The organism is Ramlibacter sp. WS9 (assembly GCF_003797765.1).
GTDB lineage: Bacteria > Pseudomonadota > Gammaproteobacteria > Burkholderiales > Burkholderiaceae_C > Ramlibacter.
Map to the genome: position 1 here is coordinate 58,331 of NZ_RKMB01000003.1, position 16,357 is coordinate 74,687.

Genomic DNA, 16,357 nt, shown 5'->3' on the forward strand with positions numbered 1-16,357 from the left:
GGGCAAGGTCAATCTACTCGTCGTTGCGAGTCGCTGGCGACGCATAAAACGGCACGGTCATTCGAAGCCGACGCTGTCCCACTCAGTGGCGAACAGGCCAATGCGGTCACCGGTATGTACCACGGGGTCGCGACGGATACCTATGACGAACGAGTCGACTTGCAATCGAACCTCCTCCACCACCTCGCCCTTTAGTGTCACGACTCGTCCGATCAGCTGCCCCGCGGGAACGATCTCTTTGGCATCGCAAGTGGATAGGAACAAACCGCCTTTCCGGACCATGATCCACTGACGTCGCGTGGCGCGCAGAATTTTGGCTGGTGCTACAGGCTCGCCGCTGAGGATTCCCAGATGTCGCCCGAGGCTCATGAGACCCCGGACTGCCAGCTCAACGTTCTGCGGCGTATACCAGCTTCCCTGGCCCAGTTCGACCATGAAGGCGGGGATACCGCGCGCCAGGCACTGGTAATCCAGCGCACCGTCGACGTTGCCTGGCAACTCGCCCGTTCCACCCACGTCTATGCGGCGGCACGCCATCGACGGCCAGAAGTATGAAGTCATGCGCAGCAGTTGAGCCTCGGTGACCTTACCGCCGGGCCAAATCTTGTATATGCAATACGGCTCACTGGAATAAATTGGACCCATCGTGTGCAGGTTTACAAGGCACGATGCCATCGTGCGTACCTGGTCAAACAGCGCATTGGCCAGATGGCCTGTCACGGTACCGCTGGTTTCGCCGGGAAAGTTCTGGTCTAGATCCAGCAGATCTTGCGGTGCCGTCTTGGAGTGATTGTCGAGCGCCAGGGGGTTGGCAGTGGGGGTGATAATGATCGAGCCAGTGACCGACTCAGGATCGATGCGGCGGCCGAACTCGACTGCTGCCACCACGCCGTTGACCTCCGCGCCATGCACCTGCCCATTAATCCATAAGCAAGGGCCGGGGGTCGTGCCTTTGATCAGAGTCACGGGCAAGGCGATATTGGCGCCCGAACTCATCGTGCCCACTGGAATGTCGCCCTGCATGCGCGTGCCGGGTGGCATTTCGTCAAAAAGCTGTCTAACCATAATTTTTGCGTTTACTACAGTTCGAGTGAGGAGAGATCGCGGCGTCCTGAGCGTTCAGGTCGGCGCGTAACCAATGCGCTTCACAAAAGCAGCCCATTTTTCGCTATCCTTTTTCAGGATCTCCGTCGACTCCTTCGGATCTGCTGGAACAACCTCCATCGCCAGGCGGCCAAGCGCGTCAATAACGTCCTTCTGCGCGAGCGCTGCGCGCAGTGCCGTGCTATGACGCTCGACGATTTCCGAAGACGTTCCCGCTCGAACGAAAAACGAGGTATACGCACTGACATCCATGTCAGAGATGCCCTGCTCCGCAAAGGTTGGCACTTCGGGAACTGACGGGTTCCGGTTGTCGCTGGCAAGGGCTAGTAACCTGAGTTTCCCTTCACCGAGGTGGGGCTTAATGTCCCCGAGCGAAGCCACCATCGCCGGAACGTTGCCCGCAAGAGCATCCAGCGCTGCCAACTGACCACCTCGATACATCGCCGGCACCATCTCGACTCCGGAGATTTTGGACATCATCAGGCAGATCAGTTGAGGAAGTACGCCAGCAACAGCAACAGTGGCATGCTTCGAATCTGTCTTGACCCACGCCCAATAGTCCTTTACCGAACGAACCGAAACGGGCACCATCCGCCCCACCGCGTATGCATACGGCGCCCTGGTCGCTGCAGTCAAGATGACGAAGTCCGCCACTGGATCGTACGGCAGGCTTTTGTATACATGGGGGAACAGAGACAGCAAAGGCATCGGTGACGCCAAAATTGTGTTGCCATCGGTGGGCTGCATCTTGACTTGGCTGATCGCTAGCTGACCGAGGGCCCCAGGTTTGTTGTCCACAATCACCGAATGCGTATATTCGAGCTGCATCTTGCTGGCGACCTGGCGGCTGAGTTGGTCAACCGTGCCGCCTGCAGCGTAACCGCAGACTATCTTCAACGGCGAGAGCTTGGTCTGAGCGACCGGATGACCGACAGCAGAGAGGAGTGCCACACCTCCCGCCCCTCGAATCAGGGTACGCCTGTGGGCATCCAACACAGAGGGTTGTTGTTTCATTTTCTTGAGCATTGTTGAGTTAATGAGGAAACGAAGAGGCTCTGCACGCGCATCACAGCGAGCGGCCAAAGCCGTTGCCCAGGTGCCAAACACGACAGTAGGCGTAGCGACGGGCTTTGCATAATTCGAATCGCGGAATGGATTGATATGCCCCGCCTATTGAAGGCTAAGGAGCGTCTGCAGATGATGTTGGCGTTTGATTGGCGAGTCTGCCGGTACGCTCCAGGAATCGGACGAAGCCGTCGCAAGCGCATTGCTGCGGGGAACCAAAATTGGAACCGTGCACGGCACGGCGCACACGCCAAAGAACACACCTCCTGCGGTCGTCTCCCGGTTGCAGCAGCGAGAGATTGCCAAGGTACTCGCCACGCCGGCAATCTCAAGCCGGCTAATTCAGGACGGCTTGGATCCAGCGGGCAGCACGCCGGAGAAGTTCAGGGAGTTCCTCCTGGCCGAGAGGAAGAAGTTGGCCAGCGCTTCGAAATGCGATTCGAGCTCGAGATGGTGCGCCTAGATCCATACGTGGCGTTTGGCCTCTCCGATCAGTTCCGCCACCTTGGTGTGCACGTCGCAGGCCAAGTGCCTGCGACAGGAGCGTAGGCAACCATACAAGCGCCGACCCGTCCAGCACTGCCCAGGCAGGCAGCAGCGGCAGCCTGAATGTCAGAACCTGAAGCCCCACCTTCACCATGCGGAACCCACGATTGGATGCTCCGTGGAAAAAAACTCGCGTGCCAACGAATTACTGTCATGCCCATGGATTTTTGCCCGACACGGCCGGAGCTGATCCCTCTCGCTCCGGAAACTAAAAGATGACAGTGGGCCGCTGCAACAGAAAGGGGACCGTGCGACGCGCATGCCACCGCAAGCCGCGGCGACACCAGATCGGGCCGGTCCAGGTTGAAGTTGGCCGCCCCTGTCATGCCGCTGGGCGGGTCCGCTCACACAATGGCTTTCATGCGCCTTTCTGACTGAGGGTGGCTTCGACCCAGGCGGCCGAGTAGGTGCCGGCACGGATCGCAGCGATCGTTTCCTGCTCCTGACCCACCTTTTCGCGGGCCTTGTTCGCGACTTCCCGTGCAAGCGCCGCCGGCACAGCAACGATGCCATCAGGGTCCCCGACGATGACGTCCCCAGGCTGGACAAGCATGCCGCCGATGATGACCGGCACATTGATGCTGCCGGGACCTTCCTTGTAAGGGCCACGCAGGCTGACGCCGCGCGCCCAGCACGGGAAGCGATGCTCCTCGAAAGCATCGACATCGCGGATCGCGCCGTCCATCACGAACGAGACCGCACCGCGCACGCGCGCCATCGTCATCATGATCTCGCCCACGAGCGCGCGAGAAACGTCGCCCTCGCCGTCTACCACCAGAACATCGCCGGGCTCCAGGAGGCCCAGCGCCTTGTGGATGAGCAGATTGTCACCGGCTCGCACTCGCACGGTGAAGGCGTTGCCGCAGGTGCTGGCCGAGGACCGGTTCACCAGCCGCAACGCGGTCGTTCCGATGAGCCGGCCACCCATCACGTCTCCGATCACCGAGGTCGGCAGGCCCCGCAGGGCCTCCACGGCGGCGGCGTCTTCTTTCACACGAGCGTTGATTTCGATTCCGTTGAACACCGACATATTTCAATCTACCTTTGCGCCGGAGCGCTTGACCACGGATTCCCACAAGGGCAGTTCCCTCGCGATGAACTTGGTGAACGCCTCAGGCGTTGTCTTGACATCCGCGGAGCCCATCTTGTCCAGGCTCGCACGGACTTCCTTTGTTTCCAGCACGGCGTTGAGCGCCGTGTTCAGGCGTTGCACGAGAGCGGGCGGTGTGTTGGCCGGCGCGAACACGCCGTACCAGTTCTCGGTCACGAAGTCGGGCATGCCCAGCTCCTTCATGGTGGGCACGTTGGGCAGGCTTGCGGAGCGCGCACTGCCCGTTGTGGCGAGGGCACGGACGCGGCCCGACGTGAGCTGGGGACCGATCACGCTCATGGCCTCGAACGAGACTTGCACCTGTCCCGCCACCACGTCCTGGATCGCCGGCCCCGAGCCCTTGTATGGAATGTGGACGAGCGAGATCTTCTGCTCCAGCTTGAGCAGTTCACCCATCAGGTGTTGCGGGCTGCCGCTGCCGGCGGACGCGTAGCTGAGCTTGCCCGGGTTCTTCTTCGCCAGGTCGACCAGCTGGCTGAGGTTGGCAGCCGGTACGCCCGAATGGACGTACAGCACCAGGGGAACCGAGGCGACCGGCCCGATCGCGGCCAGGCCCTTCACTGGGTCCACCCGCAACTTGTAGAGATTGCGGTTGATCGCCACGCCGGTGTTGTTGCCCAGGAGCAGCGTGCAGCCATCGGGGGCGGCCGTGGCGACGAACTCGGTGCCGATGTTGCCGCTCGCGCCGGCCTTGTTCTCGACGATCACGGTGGTTGCAAGTTCTTTCGCCAAACCCGGCTGGACCAGCCGCGCCAGCAGGTCGGTGGTGCCGCCCGGCGGATAAGGCGATACGAGCTTGACGGTAGCACAGGGATAGGCCGATTGCGCGAAGGCTCCCGCCGGAATCGACAGCAGGGCCACGCCGAAGGCAATGGCGGACAGGACGGATGCGGTCTTCATGACGCCGCCAGAGGAGAATCCACGGCGCGTTGCAGCGTGTGGTACTTGAACTGCTTGCGGGCTTCAACCAGGGGCATACCGCCCAGGGCCGCAGCGAGAATTTTCTCCTCGATCGTCCGGGTTTCGAGGGCCTTCGTGAGCACGTCTTGAATTCGGGCTCGCAGCACCACCACGATGCCGTCGGCGTCGCCAACGACGAGGTCCCCCGGGCACACGCGCACGTCGCCGAGCGACACCGGCTGCTCGTATGCCTCCACTTGCACGCGGTCCTTGCCGGTGCGCATGAAGCGGCCGTTGGCATACAGCGGGTAGCCTGCCTCGTCGGCTTCGGCGGTGTCGCGGCACACGCCGTGGATCACCGTGCCCGCCAGGCCCTTGTGCGCAGCCAGGCGGCTCATGATGCCGCCCCACACGGTGCAGTCGAGGCGCCCGCCGTTGTCGAGCACGGCCACGGTATCGGGTCCCAGCTTGTCGAGAAAGTCCCCCACCGTTCCCGGCGAGGAACGGTCGATCGGCGCGAAGCGCACGGTGTACGCGAAGCCGAACAGCTTGGCGGGCCCGGCCACCGGGCGAATGCCCAGGGCGCTGCCCGGCAGCTTCAGCGCGTCGAGTGCGTCGGAGATTTCCGCAGTGGTGAGGGTTCGCGCTTGCGCGAACCAGTCGGTTTGGGTGATGTCGTTGTTCATGGAGCGAATGATGGAACAGTGAATAAATGAATTCAACTTCCGATTTCTGAACTAATATTCAGAAATGCTGAACCTGAAGCAGCTTCGGTACTTTTGCGAGGTCGTGGACTCCGGCAATGCCCGGACGGCCGCAGGCAAGTTGTTCGTGGCGGCAACGGCCATCAGCATGCAGATCAGCCAGTTCGAAGAATTGCTCGGCGGGCCTTTGTTCGACCGCAGCAGCCGGCCCATGACGCTGACGCCGCTCGGCGAATTCGTCTACGCGAAAGCGAAGGAGTTGCTGTCGGCCGCCAGGCGGCTCGAGCTGGAGGCCCAAGGCATCGCGGCCGGCAATCTCGGCTGGCTCGGTATCGGCTTCACGCGATCCACGATCTTTTCGATCCTGCCCGAGGCGGTGCGCGCGATGCAGGCCGCCTATCCGAACGTGCGCATCGACCTGCTGGAGATCCTCACCGAGGAGCAGCCGGCAGCATTGCGCAGCGGCGTCATTCACCTTGCCATTGCGCGGACCCTTGGAGCGTTCATCCGTGAGCCGGACCTGCACTACACAGAGCTGTTCGACGATCCTCTCGTCGCCGCCCTGCCGCTCCAGCATCCGCTGATTGCGCGTGACTCGTTGAATGCCGCGGACCTGGAGGCGCTGCCCTACATCAGCTACCCGAAGGTGGCCAACGCGCATTTCTCCCGGCAGGTGCTCAACATCCTGGAGCTGGCCGGCGCCAAGGTCCAGGTCGGTCACGAGGCCAAGGAGATCCACACGGCGCTGGCGCTGGTGGCCGCGGGCCTGGGGACGACGGTGGTGGGCCGAAGCGTCGCGGCCAACAACCGGACCGACATTCGCTTCGTGCCCATTGCCGACCTGGAAGTCCATAGCAAGGTCCTTGCCGTTCGAAAGAGCGGCCTGGTTCATCCGTTGGCCGACGCTCTTCTGGCCAAGCTGCGCGAGCAGGTGCCGCACGAGCGCCCAGCAGGATGAAGCTTCAGATTCCCCGATTGTTCGGATTCTTGTAGGCCTCGCGCACTGCGGGCGACATGGGGAAGTTCAGGTTGATGTTGGCCGGCGGCACAGGGCGGGTGAACCACTTGGCGTAGAGCTCGTTGATTTCCCCGCTCTTCATCACGGCGGCCACCGTCCTGTCGACCAGCGTCTTGAACTGGATGTCGTCCTTGCGGTACATGAAGCCGTAGGGCTCGTCGCGCAGGCGTTCGTCCAGTATCTTGTATTCGCCCGGATTGCGGACTTGCGCGATCAGCCCGGCGAGCTGCACGTCTTCCAGGATCATCGCGACAGCACGGTCCGACGAGAGCATCAGGAACGCTTCGGAAATGTCCTTGCCGGACACCTCCGCGATGTCCACCTTCTCGCTGCGGCGGTAGGCACGCAGCAATTGAATCGCCGTGCTGCCGGTCACGGTCGCCACTCGCTTGCCGTCGAGGTGCGCCATGCTGTCGACGCCCGAAGTCTTCTTGACCGCAGCGGCCACGCTCCCCACGAAGTGCGTCGGCGCGAAATCCACTTGCTGGCCGCGCGCAACGGTGTTCGTGGTGGTGCTGCATTCGAGGTCGACAGTTCCGTTTTGCACCAGCGGGATGCGGTTGGCCGGCGTCACGATCGTGTACTGGACCCTGAGTTTCGGCATGTCGAGCTTCGCCTTCACCGCCTCCACAACTTTCATGCACAAGTCGGCCGAGAAGCCGATCGGATTGGCGTCTGCACTGGTCTTGTACGAGAAGGGGAACGAGGCGTCCCGGCCGCCAAGCTGGATGACACCGGTCTCCTTGATCTTCTGCAGCGTGTCCTTCGGCTGGGCGTGAGCGGTCACGGTTTGCAGAGCAAGAACGGCCGCGGCGGCAAGGGCAAGTTTCAGTTTCATGAAGTCTCCATATGGGATAGAACGAGTGAGCGCAGCACGTGAAGCCGGCCCGTGAAGAAATGGTCCGCGCCCGGAACGACGGTGACCGGTTGGGCGTGCGGCCTTGCCCAGTCCAGCACGGCCTTCAGCGGCACGCGCTCGTCGAGCTCGCCATGAACGACGAGCGCGTCCGGGATGCCGCCTGGCGTGTCGTAGCGGCGTTGGCCATCGACATCGCCGGTCGGCATTCCGGCCAGGCAGACACGCCAGGGCGGCGTGGCGCGCTCGGCCATCGACCGCGCCACGCGTGCCAGGACGAAGGCCCCGAAGGAAAAGCCGATCAATGCCAACCGCAGGTCCGGGCGGATTTCACGCAGCACTGCGCAGAGCGCAAGAACGTCCTCCGTCTCGCCCAGGCCAGCGTCATGCGCTCCTGCGCTGCGCCCGACCCCGCGAAAGTTCGGACGCGCCACCAGCCAACCAGCCTCCGCGAGTCCGCGCGCAAGCATGTGCGGCACCTTGTGCGTCGCATGCCCTCCAAGCAGTGGCTGCGGGTGCGCGACGACGGCAATGCCGGCTGCGGGGCCCTTCGGGAGATCGATGAGGACCTCCATCGGGCCGACAGGCCCGTCCAGCAATTGCGGACCGCTTTCGCGCAGGTCAAACATGGGTCAATCGGCGAACTGGCCAGCCGCCTTGATCACCGGCCCATAGCGCTGCGTCTCCTGCTGCAGCCAGCTCTGCAGGCCAAGAGGGGTGAGTTTGTCGTCCGTGGGGATCACGGCGCCCAGTTCGGCGAGCCGCACCGCCACCGCCGGATCCTTCAGCGCGGCCCTGAGCGCGGCGCCAAACTTGTCTACCGCTTCCTTGGGCGTGCCCTTTGGCGCGTAGATGCCGTGCCACACGACGACCTCGAAGCCCTTCAAACCCTGTTCGGCGAGCGTGGGCGTGTCGGGCAAGGTCTTGAGCCGGCTCGGAGTCGTCACGCCGAAAAGCTTCACCGACCCCGCCTTGATGTGGGCCGTGGTGGACGTCGTCTGGTCGCACAACAGGTCGACCTGCCCGGCCAGCAAGGCATTCATCGCCGGGCCGGTCCCTTGGTAGGGCACGGTCGTCAGGTCGACTCCGACGGCCTGGCGAAAGAGCATGCCGCACAAATGGGAAACGGCGCCCAGGCCGGCATGCGCCAGGTTGACCTTGTCCCCGCTGGTCTTCAGGTACGCAAGCAGTTCCTTGAAGTCCCTGGCGGGCAGATCCTTGCGCCCGATCACCGTCATCGGCACGTCGATGACCTGGCTCACGTACTCGAAATCCGCGAGCGGGTTGTAGGGCAACTTGCGGTACAACGCCGGTGCCGTCGCCATGCCGTTGTGGTGGATGAGGAAGGTGTAGCCGTCGGGCGCGGCGCGCGCCACGGTGGCTGCGGCAATGGTTCCGCCGGCACCCACCTTGTTCTCGATCACCACCGTCTGGTTGAGGGACTTCGTCATCACCGCACCCAAGGTGCGGGCCACCACGTCGGTCGGCCCACCGGCGGCGAATGGCACGACCAAGGTGATGGCCTTGCTCGGATACGTTTGCGCGGAAGCCGCAAGCGGCAGGGCGAGGCATGCCAGCATCGCTCCAGCGACAGCTGCCGCGCGCCGCATCATGTTCAAAGTTTTCATTTCGTTTTTTCCCCAACGTGTCAGGTCTGCTCAACGCATCACGAATGGATTGCCCGCGACCGCGCCGCTGTTGATCCACACGCTTTTCACCTGCAGGTACTCGCGGATCGCGTCGATTCCGTTCTCGCGGCCGAGGCCGGAATCCTTGTAGCCGCCGAAGGGCGCCAGGTAGCTGATCGCGCGGTAGGTGTTGATCCACACCGTTCCGGCCTGCAGCTTCTCGGACATGCGAAGGGCCCGGCCGATGTCGCTCGTCCACACCGCGGCGGCCAGGCCGAAGCGCACGTCGTTCGCGATCGCCACGGCCTCGGCCTCGTCCTTGAAGCGCAGGATGGAGAGCACCGGGCCGAACACCTCCTCCTGCGCGATGCGCATGTCGTTGCGCACGCCGCCGAAGATCGTCGGCTGCACGAACCAGCCGTCGCCGCATTCCGGCGCGTTGCCGCGCTCGCCGCCCAGCAGGAGGGTGGCGCCCTCCTGGCGGGCCACGGTGATGTACTCGAGCACCTTCTTGAACTGCGGCGGCGTGGTGACCGGGCCCACCTGCGTGCTCGCATCCATCGGGTCGCCCATGCGCGCTGTTTTTGCCACCGCCAGCAGCTTCGCCACGAAGTCGTCGTAGATGCTGTCTTGCACCAGCAGGCGCGAGCCGGCGATGCAGGTCTGGCCGGTGGCCGCGAAGATGCCCGAGATGGCACCAAACACCGCTTGGTCGAGGTCCGCGTCTGCAAACACGATGTTGGGCGACTTTCCGCCCAGTTCCATGGCCGTGTGCTTGAAGTGTCGCGCCGCTTTCTCGTTGATGATGCGTCCGGTGGTGTCCGAGCCGGTGAAGCTGATCTTGCGCACCAACGGGTGCTCGACCAGCGGCGTGCCGACTTCTGAGCCGAAGCCCGTGACCACGTTGAACACGCCCGGCGGAAATCCAGCCTCGTCGAACAGTTCGGCAAACTCGAGCGTCGAAGCCGATGTGAACTCTGAAGGCTTGACGACGATGGTGCAGCCGGCGGCGAGGGCCGGGGCAATCTTCCAGCTCGCCAGCATCAGCGGCGAGTTCCACGGCGTGATGGCGGCCACCACGCCCAGCGGCTCATGGCGCGTGAAGCTGAAGTAGCCCTTCTTGTCCAGCGGCAAGGTCGCGCCCTGGATCTTGTCGGCGAGGCCGCCGTAGTAGTAGTACCACTGGGGGATGTAGTTCAGCTGGCCCAGCATCTCCGCCAGCAGCTTGCCGTTGTCGCGGACTTCGATGGCCGCCAGCTTGGCCGCGTCGCGCGCGATGAGGTCGCCTAGCCGATGCAGCAGCATGCCGCGTTGGCTGGCCGACATCTCCGCCCATGGGCCTTGGGTGACTGCGCGATGGGCGGCCTGCACGGCGAGGTCCACGTCACGCGCGTCGGCGCGTGGAATTTCCGCCCAGGCCTGGCCGGTGTAGGGGTTCTGGGTTTCGAACCAGGTCCCGCCTTCGGGGTCCACCGACTGGCCGTCGATTCGCAACTGGTATCGCTTCATGGCGCTACTCGATCTTGGCGCCACTGAGCTTGACGAGGTCGCGGTAGCGATCAAGCTCCGACGTCCAGAAGGACGCGAATGCGGCGGGGGTGGATGTCTTGGGTTCGGCGCCCATGTCCTGGAGCCGTTTGGCGATCTCGGGCTTTTGCAGTGCCGCGGTCATGGCGTTGTTCAGCCTCTCGACCACCGCGGCCGGCGTGCCCTTGGGCGCCGCCATGCCGAACCAGGTGCTCAGCTGCACGCCCGGCCACCCCAGTTCGGCAAATGTCGGAATGTCGGGAACAGCCGCCAGGCGCCGCTCGGAAGCAACGGCAAGGCCTCGCACCTTCCCGCCCTGGATCATCGCGACGGCCCCGTTGTCGAACATGAAATCGATCTGTCCACCGATCAGGTCCACCATCGCCGGCGCGTTGCCCTTGTACGGGACGTGCTGGGCGTCGACTTTGGCGACGGACTTGAACAACTCCGCGCTGAGGTGGCCGGAGTTGCCGTTGCCGCCGGACCCGTAGGCCAGCTTGCCAGGGTTCGCCTTCGCCGCAGCGACGATGTCTTTCGGCGACTTGTAGGGTGAGGCCGCGGGCACGATGAGGATGCTCGGGGACAGTGCGATGGGCGCGACCGGCACGAAGTCAGTGATCGGGTGGAAGCCGATCTTGGTGAACAGCGCGGGGCTTGCCGCGTTGGTCGTGCTCGTCGCCAGCAGCAGCGTGTAGCCATCGGGCTGCGAACGCACGAACTGCTGTGTGCCGATGTTGCCGGAGGCACCCGCGGCGTTCTCCACAAAGACGCTCTGGCCCAACTCCACGGCCAGGGCGCCGGCGACCAGCCGGCCGATCGCGTCGGCCGAGCCGCCCGGCGGCCAGGTCACGACCAGTTTGATCGGCTTGGCCGGGTAGGCCTGCGCGAGCGCGGGCAGCGGCGCCAGCGTGAGCGCGAAGAGAAGGCCCAAGGTCTTCCACACAACTGACGTCATCGCGTTGTCTCCTTGGATGGAATCAGAAGGGCTCGAAGCCGAGCGCGGCGCGAAAGCGGTTCTTGATATGGACGCCGTCGCGCGGCGGCAGGGCCCGGGGCGGTTCGTTCGCGGCGATGCGCACCTGCACGAACGTTGTTCCCTGCCGAGCCGCGGCCCGGTCCGCTATCTCGCCGCAACGCTCAATGCTGTCGACGGCAAAGGCACTCGCGATACCGCAGCCCTTCGCCACGGCGACCAGGTCGGTGCCCAGGCTCGTGTGGCTGCGCTGCATGCCGGTTTCGCCGAAGTGACCGTTGTCGAGCACCACGATCGTGAGGTTGCGGGGCTGCTTTGCCGCGATGGTGGCCAGGCTGCCGATTCCCATCAGCTGTTCGCCGTCTCCGGTGACCACGACCACGGACTTGTCCGGCTGCGCGAGGGCGAGCCCCAGGGCCAACGAGGTGGAACCGCCCATCGCGCCCCAGAGGTAGTAGTTCTTGTCGCGATCGCCGGCTGCGAAGACGTCATAAGAGGCGGAGCCGAGGCCTGTGACGACCAGAGCTTCCGGCAACGCGCCCAGAAGCCTGGAGACGAATTCGCGGCGGTCGGCCGTCTTGCTGATGCCGTTGTTCATCACTTGCGCTCCCACTTCTTGCGTCCGATCAGGTTCTGCCCCAGCAGCACCGCAACCCGGTCACCCGCCTCGAAGGCGGCGTCGAAGCCGGCCCTGACGATCTCCTCGACCTGGTCCGGGTCCGACGCGCGAAGCACCGTGATGCCCATGAGCTCGAGCGCGCCTTGGGTCGCGCGGCCCATCGGTCCTTGCCAGGGGTTGAAGTCCGCGTACTCGCCGCGCATCGTCACCAGCGTGAAGAAGGGAAAATTCGCGCAGGCCAGCAGCGAAAACATGTTGACGCAGTTGCCGACGCCGCTGCTTTGCATCAGCAGCACGGCGCGCTGGCCACCGAGCCAGGCCCCGCTGACAACTGCGACGCCCTCCTCTTCGGTGGTCAGGACAATGTCCTCGATGTCCGGGTCCGCGATGGCGCTGCGGATCACGTGCGAGTGGCCGGCGTCGGGGACGTACGCGATCTGGCGCACGCCGCCCTCCTTCAAGACCTTGAAGATGTCCTGCTGCCAGGCAGGGGTGGTGTCGGCGGAGTGATCCATTGCAATCAGCGGTGGCGGTGAAATGACGATGAGGAATCATAGAATCTGATGTGTTCGATGTTGAAATAGAATTTTGGAATACCTCCATCACACGCCGTCATTGCGAAACCTTCATGGACTTCAAACAGTTGCGCGCATTCCTCACAGTCGCGGACACGGGCAACGTCACCCGCGCGGCGGAGTTGCTCAACCTGGTGCAACCCGCCGTGTCGCGCCAGCTTCGGCTCCTGGAGGAGGACATCGGCGCCGAGTTGTTCGAGCGGGAGCGCCATGGCATGGTGCTCACCGATTCGGGCAAGGCGCTGCTGGTCTACGCGCGCCGCGCCATGCTGGAACTCGACAGGGCAAGGGCCGAGGTCGGCGGTGCGGTCAACGGCATCGGTGGGCTGGTGACCGTGGGGTTGCTGCCCAGTACGACTGAGCTTCTCTCAAACGCGCTGGTGAGTTCCGTGGCGGCGGCCTATCCGGGCATCCGCATGAGGATCGCCATGGGCTATGCAGGTACCTTGCACCAGTGGCTGGAAAGCGGTGAGATCGACATTGCCCTCCTCTACGGCGTCGAGCGAGCGCCCAACATCCAAGCCAGGCCGTTGCTCGACGAGGCACTCTGGGTGGTCGGACCGGCGTCGGCCAAACTGCGCCGGCAAAAGCCTGTGTCCCTGGCCAGTCTGGCGGGGCGGCCGCTGATCCTTCCTAGCGGGCCGCATGGTATTCGCATGCTCGTGGACCATGCCTGCGCGGTTTCGAACGTGACGCTGACGGTGGCTGCCGAGACGAATGCAATGAGCATCCAGAAGAGCCTTGTCCTGGGCGGCCACGGCCTCACAATCCTTCCGCCGATCGCTTTCGCAGACGAGCTCGCCCGCAAGCAGGTCACGGCCGCGCCCCTGTGCAAGCCCGATATCACGCGGACCATCGTTCTCGCGCTTTCGGCGAACCGGGCGGTCGGCCAGCACGTGCGGCGCACGGCCGATCTGCTGGCTCAATGTGTCAAGGATGCCGTGCACCGGGGAGCTTGGCTCGAAGCGCGCTGGATAGAGGGATGAAAGAGGCGCACCACCAGCCAGATAGATGGCATGCCGCTGGCCAGCCTCAGCCTCAGCGCCAGAGCTTGAGCGCGGAAGGCGCGGCGTCGAGCTGCAGCCGCTCGCCGGTGTCGGTTAGGTCGCCGGCAACGTTTCGGTACAGGCGGATCTGCCGGTTTGCGGCGTCCTGCACCAGCACCGAACGCCCATCGGGCGTGAAGGCGTGGCCTTGCAGCCATTGGCCCCCGACGACCTGCGCGACCGCGTGAAGGCGGCCATCGGTGATGCCGAACAAGCGATAGCGCGCCGTGCCGTGAAAGGCTGACCCCTTCGGCTTGTTGCTGCCGTCGATGACGGTCACGCCCAGAAAGCGCCCATCGGGCGAGAAGAAAATGCCTTCAGGCGTTTGGCCGGCAGAGACTGTGTCGACAACGCGGGGCGGCTGGGCCCTGAGGTCGATCAGGCTGATCGTGTCGGCGTCGCCCTGGCCTGCTCCGAGGTTGCCGACGGCGGCCCACGCACCGTCCGGTGAGACATCGAGACCATAGGGACGCAGGCCCGCATAGATCTCGCGCGCCTCGAGCGTGACCGAGCGACCTTCGATGGCCAGGAGGCTGATGCGGTTGTCACCGTCACGGCTGACGAGGGCGCGCCGGCCATCGGCGGTGAACGCTACGTGCGCGGGCCCGGACTTGTCGCCGAGCGCCACTTTCCCCACGGCCTGGACCTGTTCACCCTCGATGGCGAGGACGGAGACCGAGCCTTCGACGCGATTGGCTACCAGGGCCAGCGTGCCCGCACGGTTGATGGAGATGCCGGACGCACCCGCACCAGCACGCACGCTCGATACGACGCGCGGTGGCGCGTTCCCGGACGGGTCGAGCGCCACCACCGACACGAGGTCGAATGCAGCCACCTTGGTGGCATCCAACGGATCACGGCGGGTGGCCGCGCTAACCAGTGCCAGCCGGCCGCCGGATGCAATGGCGATTGAGCTCGGCGGCCCGACCAGCGATGTCGGCATGGCGATCTGTTGTGCCACGCGCAGGCGGCCCGCCGCGACCTCGACCACGGCAAGCGAGTCCGCCGCTCCGCGCACTACCGATCGTCCATCCACCAGGCCGGCGCGCCCGTCCTGGACGGAGAGGAAGTACGAAGGCGTATCGAGAGCCTCCGTCATGCCGGCACATCCCGCGAGGACGGCGACGGTGACCACTGCGAGCGCGCGCCGCAGAATCAACAGAGTTCGTTGCAACATTGCCATTTCGTCACTCGACCGTGGCGCCGGAGATCTTCACCAGATTGCCCCACTTGTCGATCTCCTGGTCGAGGATCTTCTTGAACTCGACTGGCCCGTTGCCGACGGGCGTGGACCCCTGGTCGGAAAGGGCCTTGCGGAACGCCGGCTCTTGCGTCACCTTCTGGATGGCGGTGGCAAGTCTGGCCACGACGGCAGGCGGGGTGGCTGCAGGCGTCAGAACGCCGTTCCAAAGCGACACCTCGAAGCCCGGAAGTGACTCCGCTATCGCCGGCACATTGGGCAGTCGCTGCGAGCGGGCCTTCGTCGTCACGCCGAGGGCGCGCAGTTTGCCGCCCTCGATGAACGGCATTACCTCGACCAACGGCGAAAAGACCGCCTGAATCTGCCCGCCGATGAGGTCGGTGTTGGCGGGCGCACCACCCTTGTAGGCGACGTGCTGCATGTCGCCCTTGGCCATGCTGTTGAACAGGGCCCCCGACAGGTGCGAGGCCGAGCCGCTGCCCGCCGAGCCGTAGTTGACGGGGCCCTTCTTCTTCTGCACGTGGTCGACGAACTCTTGAAGGGACTTCGCAGGCAAGTCATTGTTGACAGTCAGCACGTTGGGGATCAGGGCAACTTGTGAAACCGGCACGAGGTCCTTGCGCAGATCGAAGCCCATGCTCTTGTACAGGGTGACATTCGTGGCGATCGTGCTCGTGGCGAAAAGGAGCGTGTAGCCGTCGGCCGCCGACTTGGCCACGTAGGCTGAACCTATGTTGCTGCCGGCACCCGCCTTGTTGTCGACGATGACCTGCTGGCCCAGCTCCTTGCTCAACCTCTCGGCCAGCAGGCGCGCCGTGGAATCGGTGCTGCCGCCTGCGGCGAATGGCACGACCAGGGTGATGGGCTTCCTCGACGGCCACTCCTGGGCATGGGATGCCAAGCCAGTGGCAGCCAGGCAGGCGGCGAGTGTGAGGCGAAAGAACGGGCGTCGGGTCATGAATGTCTCCTGGGTGTGTTTCGGGCTGCCGCATGGCGCGGCCGGCCCTTGAATCAACAGAGGGGCTCGTTGCGGGATTGCGGAAAGGCTAAGAACTGCCTGAAGCGTCTCGAATGGTCACGGAGACGGTGCCGGCATCAGCGTCGACCTCGACGAAATCTCCGTTGGAAATAACGTGCGTCGGATCCTGGTCCAGACCCGCCACGACCGGAATGTTTCCGATAATGGCGCCGATGGTAGTCACGCCTTCGGGGCTCACTTGGACGAAAGCAACCGGGGCTGTGCCGCGCGACACCATGTCGTAAATCTTGTACGAGCCGCCGGTGGACCCCTTTCCGGTAAGGAACACAAGAATCTTGCCGGCGATGTTCACGCCTTCGATCTCGTGCCCGGGTTCGGTGACGATTCCCGTCATGTTGTCGACGCCGCCATTGAAGCTGATGGCCTCCCGGGTCACAACAGCCTCGCCGCTGGCTTTGCCCGTGACGATCTTGCGGCCCTTCAAGATGAGCTTGTCAGTCATCAT

Annotated in this window: 17 protein-coding genes; 2 read left to right on the plus strand and 15 right to left on the minus strand. The window is 64.2% G+C overall.

The genetic code is table 11. The features are described from left to right. Window positions 1–57: 57 nt before the first annotated feature. From EEB15_RS06195 to EEB15_RS06220, 5 genes are all read right to left on the minus strand, one after another. Window positions 58–1,065 carry a M14 family metallopeptidase gene (locus EEB15_RS06195; protein WP_233259379.1) on the minus strand — a complete coding sequence of 336 codons (1,008 nt, stop codon included), beginning with the start codon at window positions 1,063–1,065 and terminating at the stop codon, window positions 58–60. A 54-nt stretch (window positions 1,066–1,119) separates the two neighbouring features. Then, window positions 1,120–2,118, minus strand: coding sequence for a tripartite tricarboxylate transporter substrate-binding protein (locus EEB15_RS06200; RefSeq protein ID WP_158290007.1), 999 nt, complete (start codon window positions 2,116–2,118; stop codon window positions 1,120–1,122). Window positions 2,119–3,073: 955 nt separating this feature from the next. Continuing rightward, window positions 3,074–3,745, minus strand: a complete 672-nt coding sequence (locus EEB15_RS06210; RefSeq protein WP_141508759.1) for an RraA family protein — start codon at window positions 3,743–3,745, stop codon at window positions 3,074–3,076. A gap of 3 nt (window positions 3,746–3,748) precedes the next feature. Beyond that, entirely contained in the window at window positions 3,749–4,726 is a 978-nt protein-coding gene (locus tag EEB15_RS06215; RefSeq protein ID WP_141508761.1) for a tripartite tricarboxylate transporter substrate binding protein, read from the minus strand. Then, entirely contained in the window at window positions 4,723–5,412 is a 690-nt protein-coding gene (locus EEB15_RS06220) for an RraA family protein (RefSeq protein ID WP_141508763.1), read from the minus strand. The genes EEB15_RS06215 and EEB15_RS06220 overlap by 4 nt, the downstream gene beginning before the upstream one ends. A 64-nt stretch (window positions 5,413–5,476) precedes the next feature. Between EEB15_RS06220 and EEB15_RS06225 the strand changes: the two genes are divergently transcribed. Beyond that, a complete protein-coding gene (locus EEB15_RS06225; RefSeq protein WP_141508765.1) occupies window positions 5,477–6,388 on the plus strand; it encodes a LysR family transcriptional regulator in 912 nt (303 codons plus the stop codon). Window positions 6,389–6,392: 4 nt separating this feature from the next. Here the strand turns inward: EEB15_RS06225 and EEB15_RS06230 are convergent, their stop codons facing one another. The 7 genes from EEB15_RS06230 to EEB15_RS06260 are packed head-to-tail and all read right to left on the minus strand — an operon-like array spanning window position 6,393 to window position 12,566. After that, on the minus strand, window positions 6,393–7,286 hold the full coding sequence (locus EEB15_RS06230) for an amino acid ABC transporter substrate-binding protein (protein ID WP_141508767.1): 894 nt from the start codon (window positions 7,284–7,286) through the stop codon (window positions 6,393–6,395). Then, entirely contained in the window at window positions 7,283–7,933 is a 651-nt protein-coding gene (locus tag EEB15_RS06235) for an alpha/beta hydrolase (RefSeq protein WP_141508768.1), read from the minus strand. Before EEB15_RS06235 ends, EEB15_RS06230 begins: the two co-directional genes overlap by 4 nt. Window positions 7,934–7,936: 3 nt before the next feature. Further along, window positions 7,937–8,932 (minus strand): tripartite tricarboxylate transporter substrate-binding protein, encoded by a 996-nt coding sequence (locus tag EEB15_RS06240; protein WP_141508770.1) that lies wholly within the window; start codon window positions 8,930–8,932, stop codon window positions 7,937–7,939. A 30-nt stretch (window positions 8,933–8,962) separates the two neighbouring features. Beyond that, complete coding sequence (locus EEB15_RS06245) at window positions 8,963–10,441, minus strand: aldehyde dehydrogenase (protein WP_141508772.1); 1,479 nt, start codon at window positions 10,439–10,441, stop codon at window positions 8,963–8,965. 4 nt (window positions 10,442–10,445) lie between these two features. Then, a complete protein-coding gene (locus tag EEB15_RS06250; RefSeq protein WP_141508774.1) occupies window positions 10,446–11,414 on the minus strand; it encodes a tripartite tricarboxylate transporter substrate binding protein in 969 nt (322 codons plus the stop codon). 22 nt (window positions 11,415–11,436) lie between these two features. Continuing rightward, a complete protein-coding gene (locus tag EEB15_RS06255) occupies window positions 11,437–12,030 on the minus strand; it encodes a thiamine pyrophosphate-dependent enzyme (RefSeq protein ID WP_141508776.1) in 594 nt (197 codons plus the stop codon). After that, on the minus strand, window positions 12,030–12,566 hold the full coding sequence (locus EEB15_RS06260) for a thiamine pyrophosphate-binding protein (protein WP_141508778.1): 537 nt from the start codon (window positions 12,564–12,566) through the stop codon (window positions 12,030–12,032). The genes EEB15_RS06255 and EEB15_RS06260 overlap by 1 nt, the downstream gene beginning before the upstream one ends. Window positions 12,567–12,679: 113 nt before the next feature. Between EEB15_RS06260 and EEB15_RS06265 the strand changes: the two genes are divergently transcribed. Next, window positions 12,680–13,612: a LysR family transcriptional regulator gene (locus EEB15_RS06265; RefSeq protein ID WP_141508780.1), complete on the plus strand. Its 933-nt coding sequence runs from the start codon at window positions 12,680–12,682 to the stop codon at window positions 13,610–13,612. A 52-nt stretch (window positions 13,613–13,664) separates the two neighbouring features. On the opposite strand, the gene EEB15_RS06270 is transcribed toward EEB15_RS06265, so the two are convergent. The 3 genes from EEB15_RS06270 to EEB15_RS06280 all read right to left on the minus strand — a co-directional run bounded on the left by EEB15_RS06270 (window position 13,665) and on the right by EEB15_RS06280 (window position 16,357). After that, a complete protein-coding gene (locus tag EEB15_RS06270) occupies window positions 13,665–14,849 on the minus strand; it encodes a YncE family protein (RefSeq protein ID WP_158290008.1) in 1,185 nt (394 codons plus the stop codon). A gap of 10 nt (window positions 14,850–14,859) precedes the next feature. After that, a complete protein-coding gene (locus EEB15_RS06275; RefSeq protein ID WP_141508784.1) occupies window positions 14,860–15,831 on the minus strand; it encodes a tripartite tricarboxylate transporter substrate binding protein in 972 nt (323 codons plus the stop codon). Between the two features lie 88 nt (window positions 15,832–15,919). Beyond that, window positions 15,920–16,357, minus strand: a complete 438-nt coding sequence (locus EEB15_RS06280; RefSeq protein ID WP_141508785.1) for an aconitase X swivel domain-containing protein — start codon at window positions 16,355–16,357, stop codon at window positions 15,920–15,922.

Excerpts from the sequence above, each read along its gene's own strand:
- EEB15_RS06280 (WP_141508785.1), bottom strand. The coding sequence starts at position 16,357 with ATGATGACTGACAAGCTCATCTTGAAGGGCCGCAAGATCGTCACGGGC.
- EEB15_RS06230 (WP_141508767.1), bottom strand. The coding sequence starts at position 7,286 with ATGAAACTGAAACTTGCCCTTGCCGCCGCGGCCGTTCTTGCTCTGCAA.
- EEB15_RS06250 (WP_141508774.1), bottom strand. The coding sequence starts at position 11,414 with ATGACGTCAGTTGTGTGGAAGACCTTGGGCCTTCTCTTCGCGCTCACG.
- EEB15_RS06245 (WP_141508772.1), bottom strand. The coding sequence starts at position 10,441 with ATGAAGCGATACCAGTTGCGAATCGACGGCCAGTCGGTGGACCCCGAA.
- EEB15_RS06225 (WP_141508765.1), top strand. The coding sequence starts at position 5,477 with ATGCTGAACCTGAAGCAGCTTCGGTACTTTTGCGAGGTCGTGGACTCC.
- EEB15_RS06215 (WP_141508761.1), bottom strand. The coding sequence starts at position 4,726 with ATGAAGACCGCATCCGTCCTGTCCGCCATTGCCTTCGGCGTGGCCCTG.
- EEB15_RS06260 (WP_141508778.1), bottom strand. The coding sequence starts at position 12,566 with ATGGATCACTCCGCCGACACCACCCCTGCCTGGCAGCAGGACATCTTC.
- EEB15_RS06195 (WP_233259379.1), bottom strand. The coding sequence starts at position 1,065 with ATGGTTAGACAGCTTTTTGACGAAATGCCACCCGGCACGCGCATGCAG.
- EEB15_RS06210 (WP_141508759.1), bottom strand. The coding sequence starts at position 3,745 with ATGTCGGTGTTCAACGGAATCGAAATCAACGCTCGTGTGAAAGAAGAC.
- EEB15_RS06255 (WP_141508776.1), bottom strand. The coding sequence starts at position 12,030 with ATGAACAACGGCATCAGCAAGACGGCCGACCGCCGCGAATTCGTCTCC.
- EEB15_RS06270 (WP_158290008.1), bottom strand. The coding sequence starts at position 14,849 with ATGTTGCAACGAACTCTGTTGATTCTGCGGCGCGCGCTCGCAGTGGTC.
- EEB15_RS06275 (WP_141508784.1), bottom strand. The coding sequence starts at position 15,831 with ATGACCCGACGCCCGTTCTTTCGCCTCACACTCGCCGCCTGCCTGGCT.
- EEB15_RS06240 (WP_141508770.1), bottom strand. The coding sequence starts at position 8,932 with ATGAAAACTTTGAACATGATGCGGCGCGCGGCAGCTGTCGCTGGAGCG.
- EEB15_RS06220 (WP_141508763.1), bottom strand. The coding sequence starts at position 5,412 with ATGAACAACGACATCACCCAAACCGACTGGTTCGCGCAAGCGCGAACC.
- EEB15_RS06265 (WP_141508780.1), top strand. The coding sequence starts at position 12,680 with ATGGACTTCAAACAGTTGCGCGCATTCCTCACAGTCGCGGACACGGGC.
- EEB15_RS06200 (WP_158290007.1), bottom strand. The coding sequence starts at position 2,118 with ATGAAACAACAACCCTCTGTGTTGGATGCCCACAGGCGTACCCTGATT.
- EEB15_RS06235 (WP_141508768.1), bottom strand. The coding sequence starts at position 7,933 with ATGTTTGACCTGCGCGAAAGCGGTCCGCAATTGCTGGACGGGCCTGTC.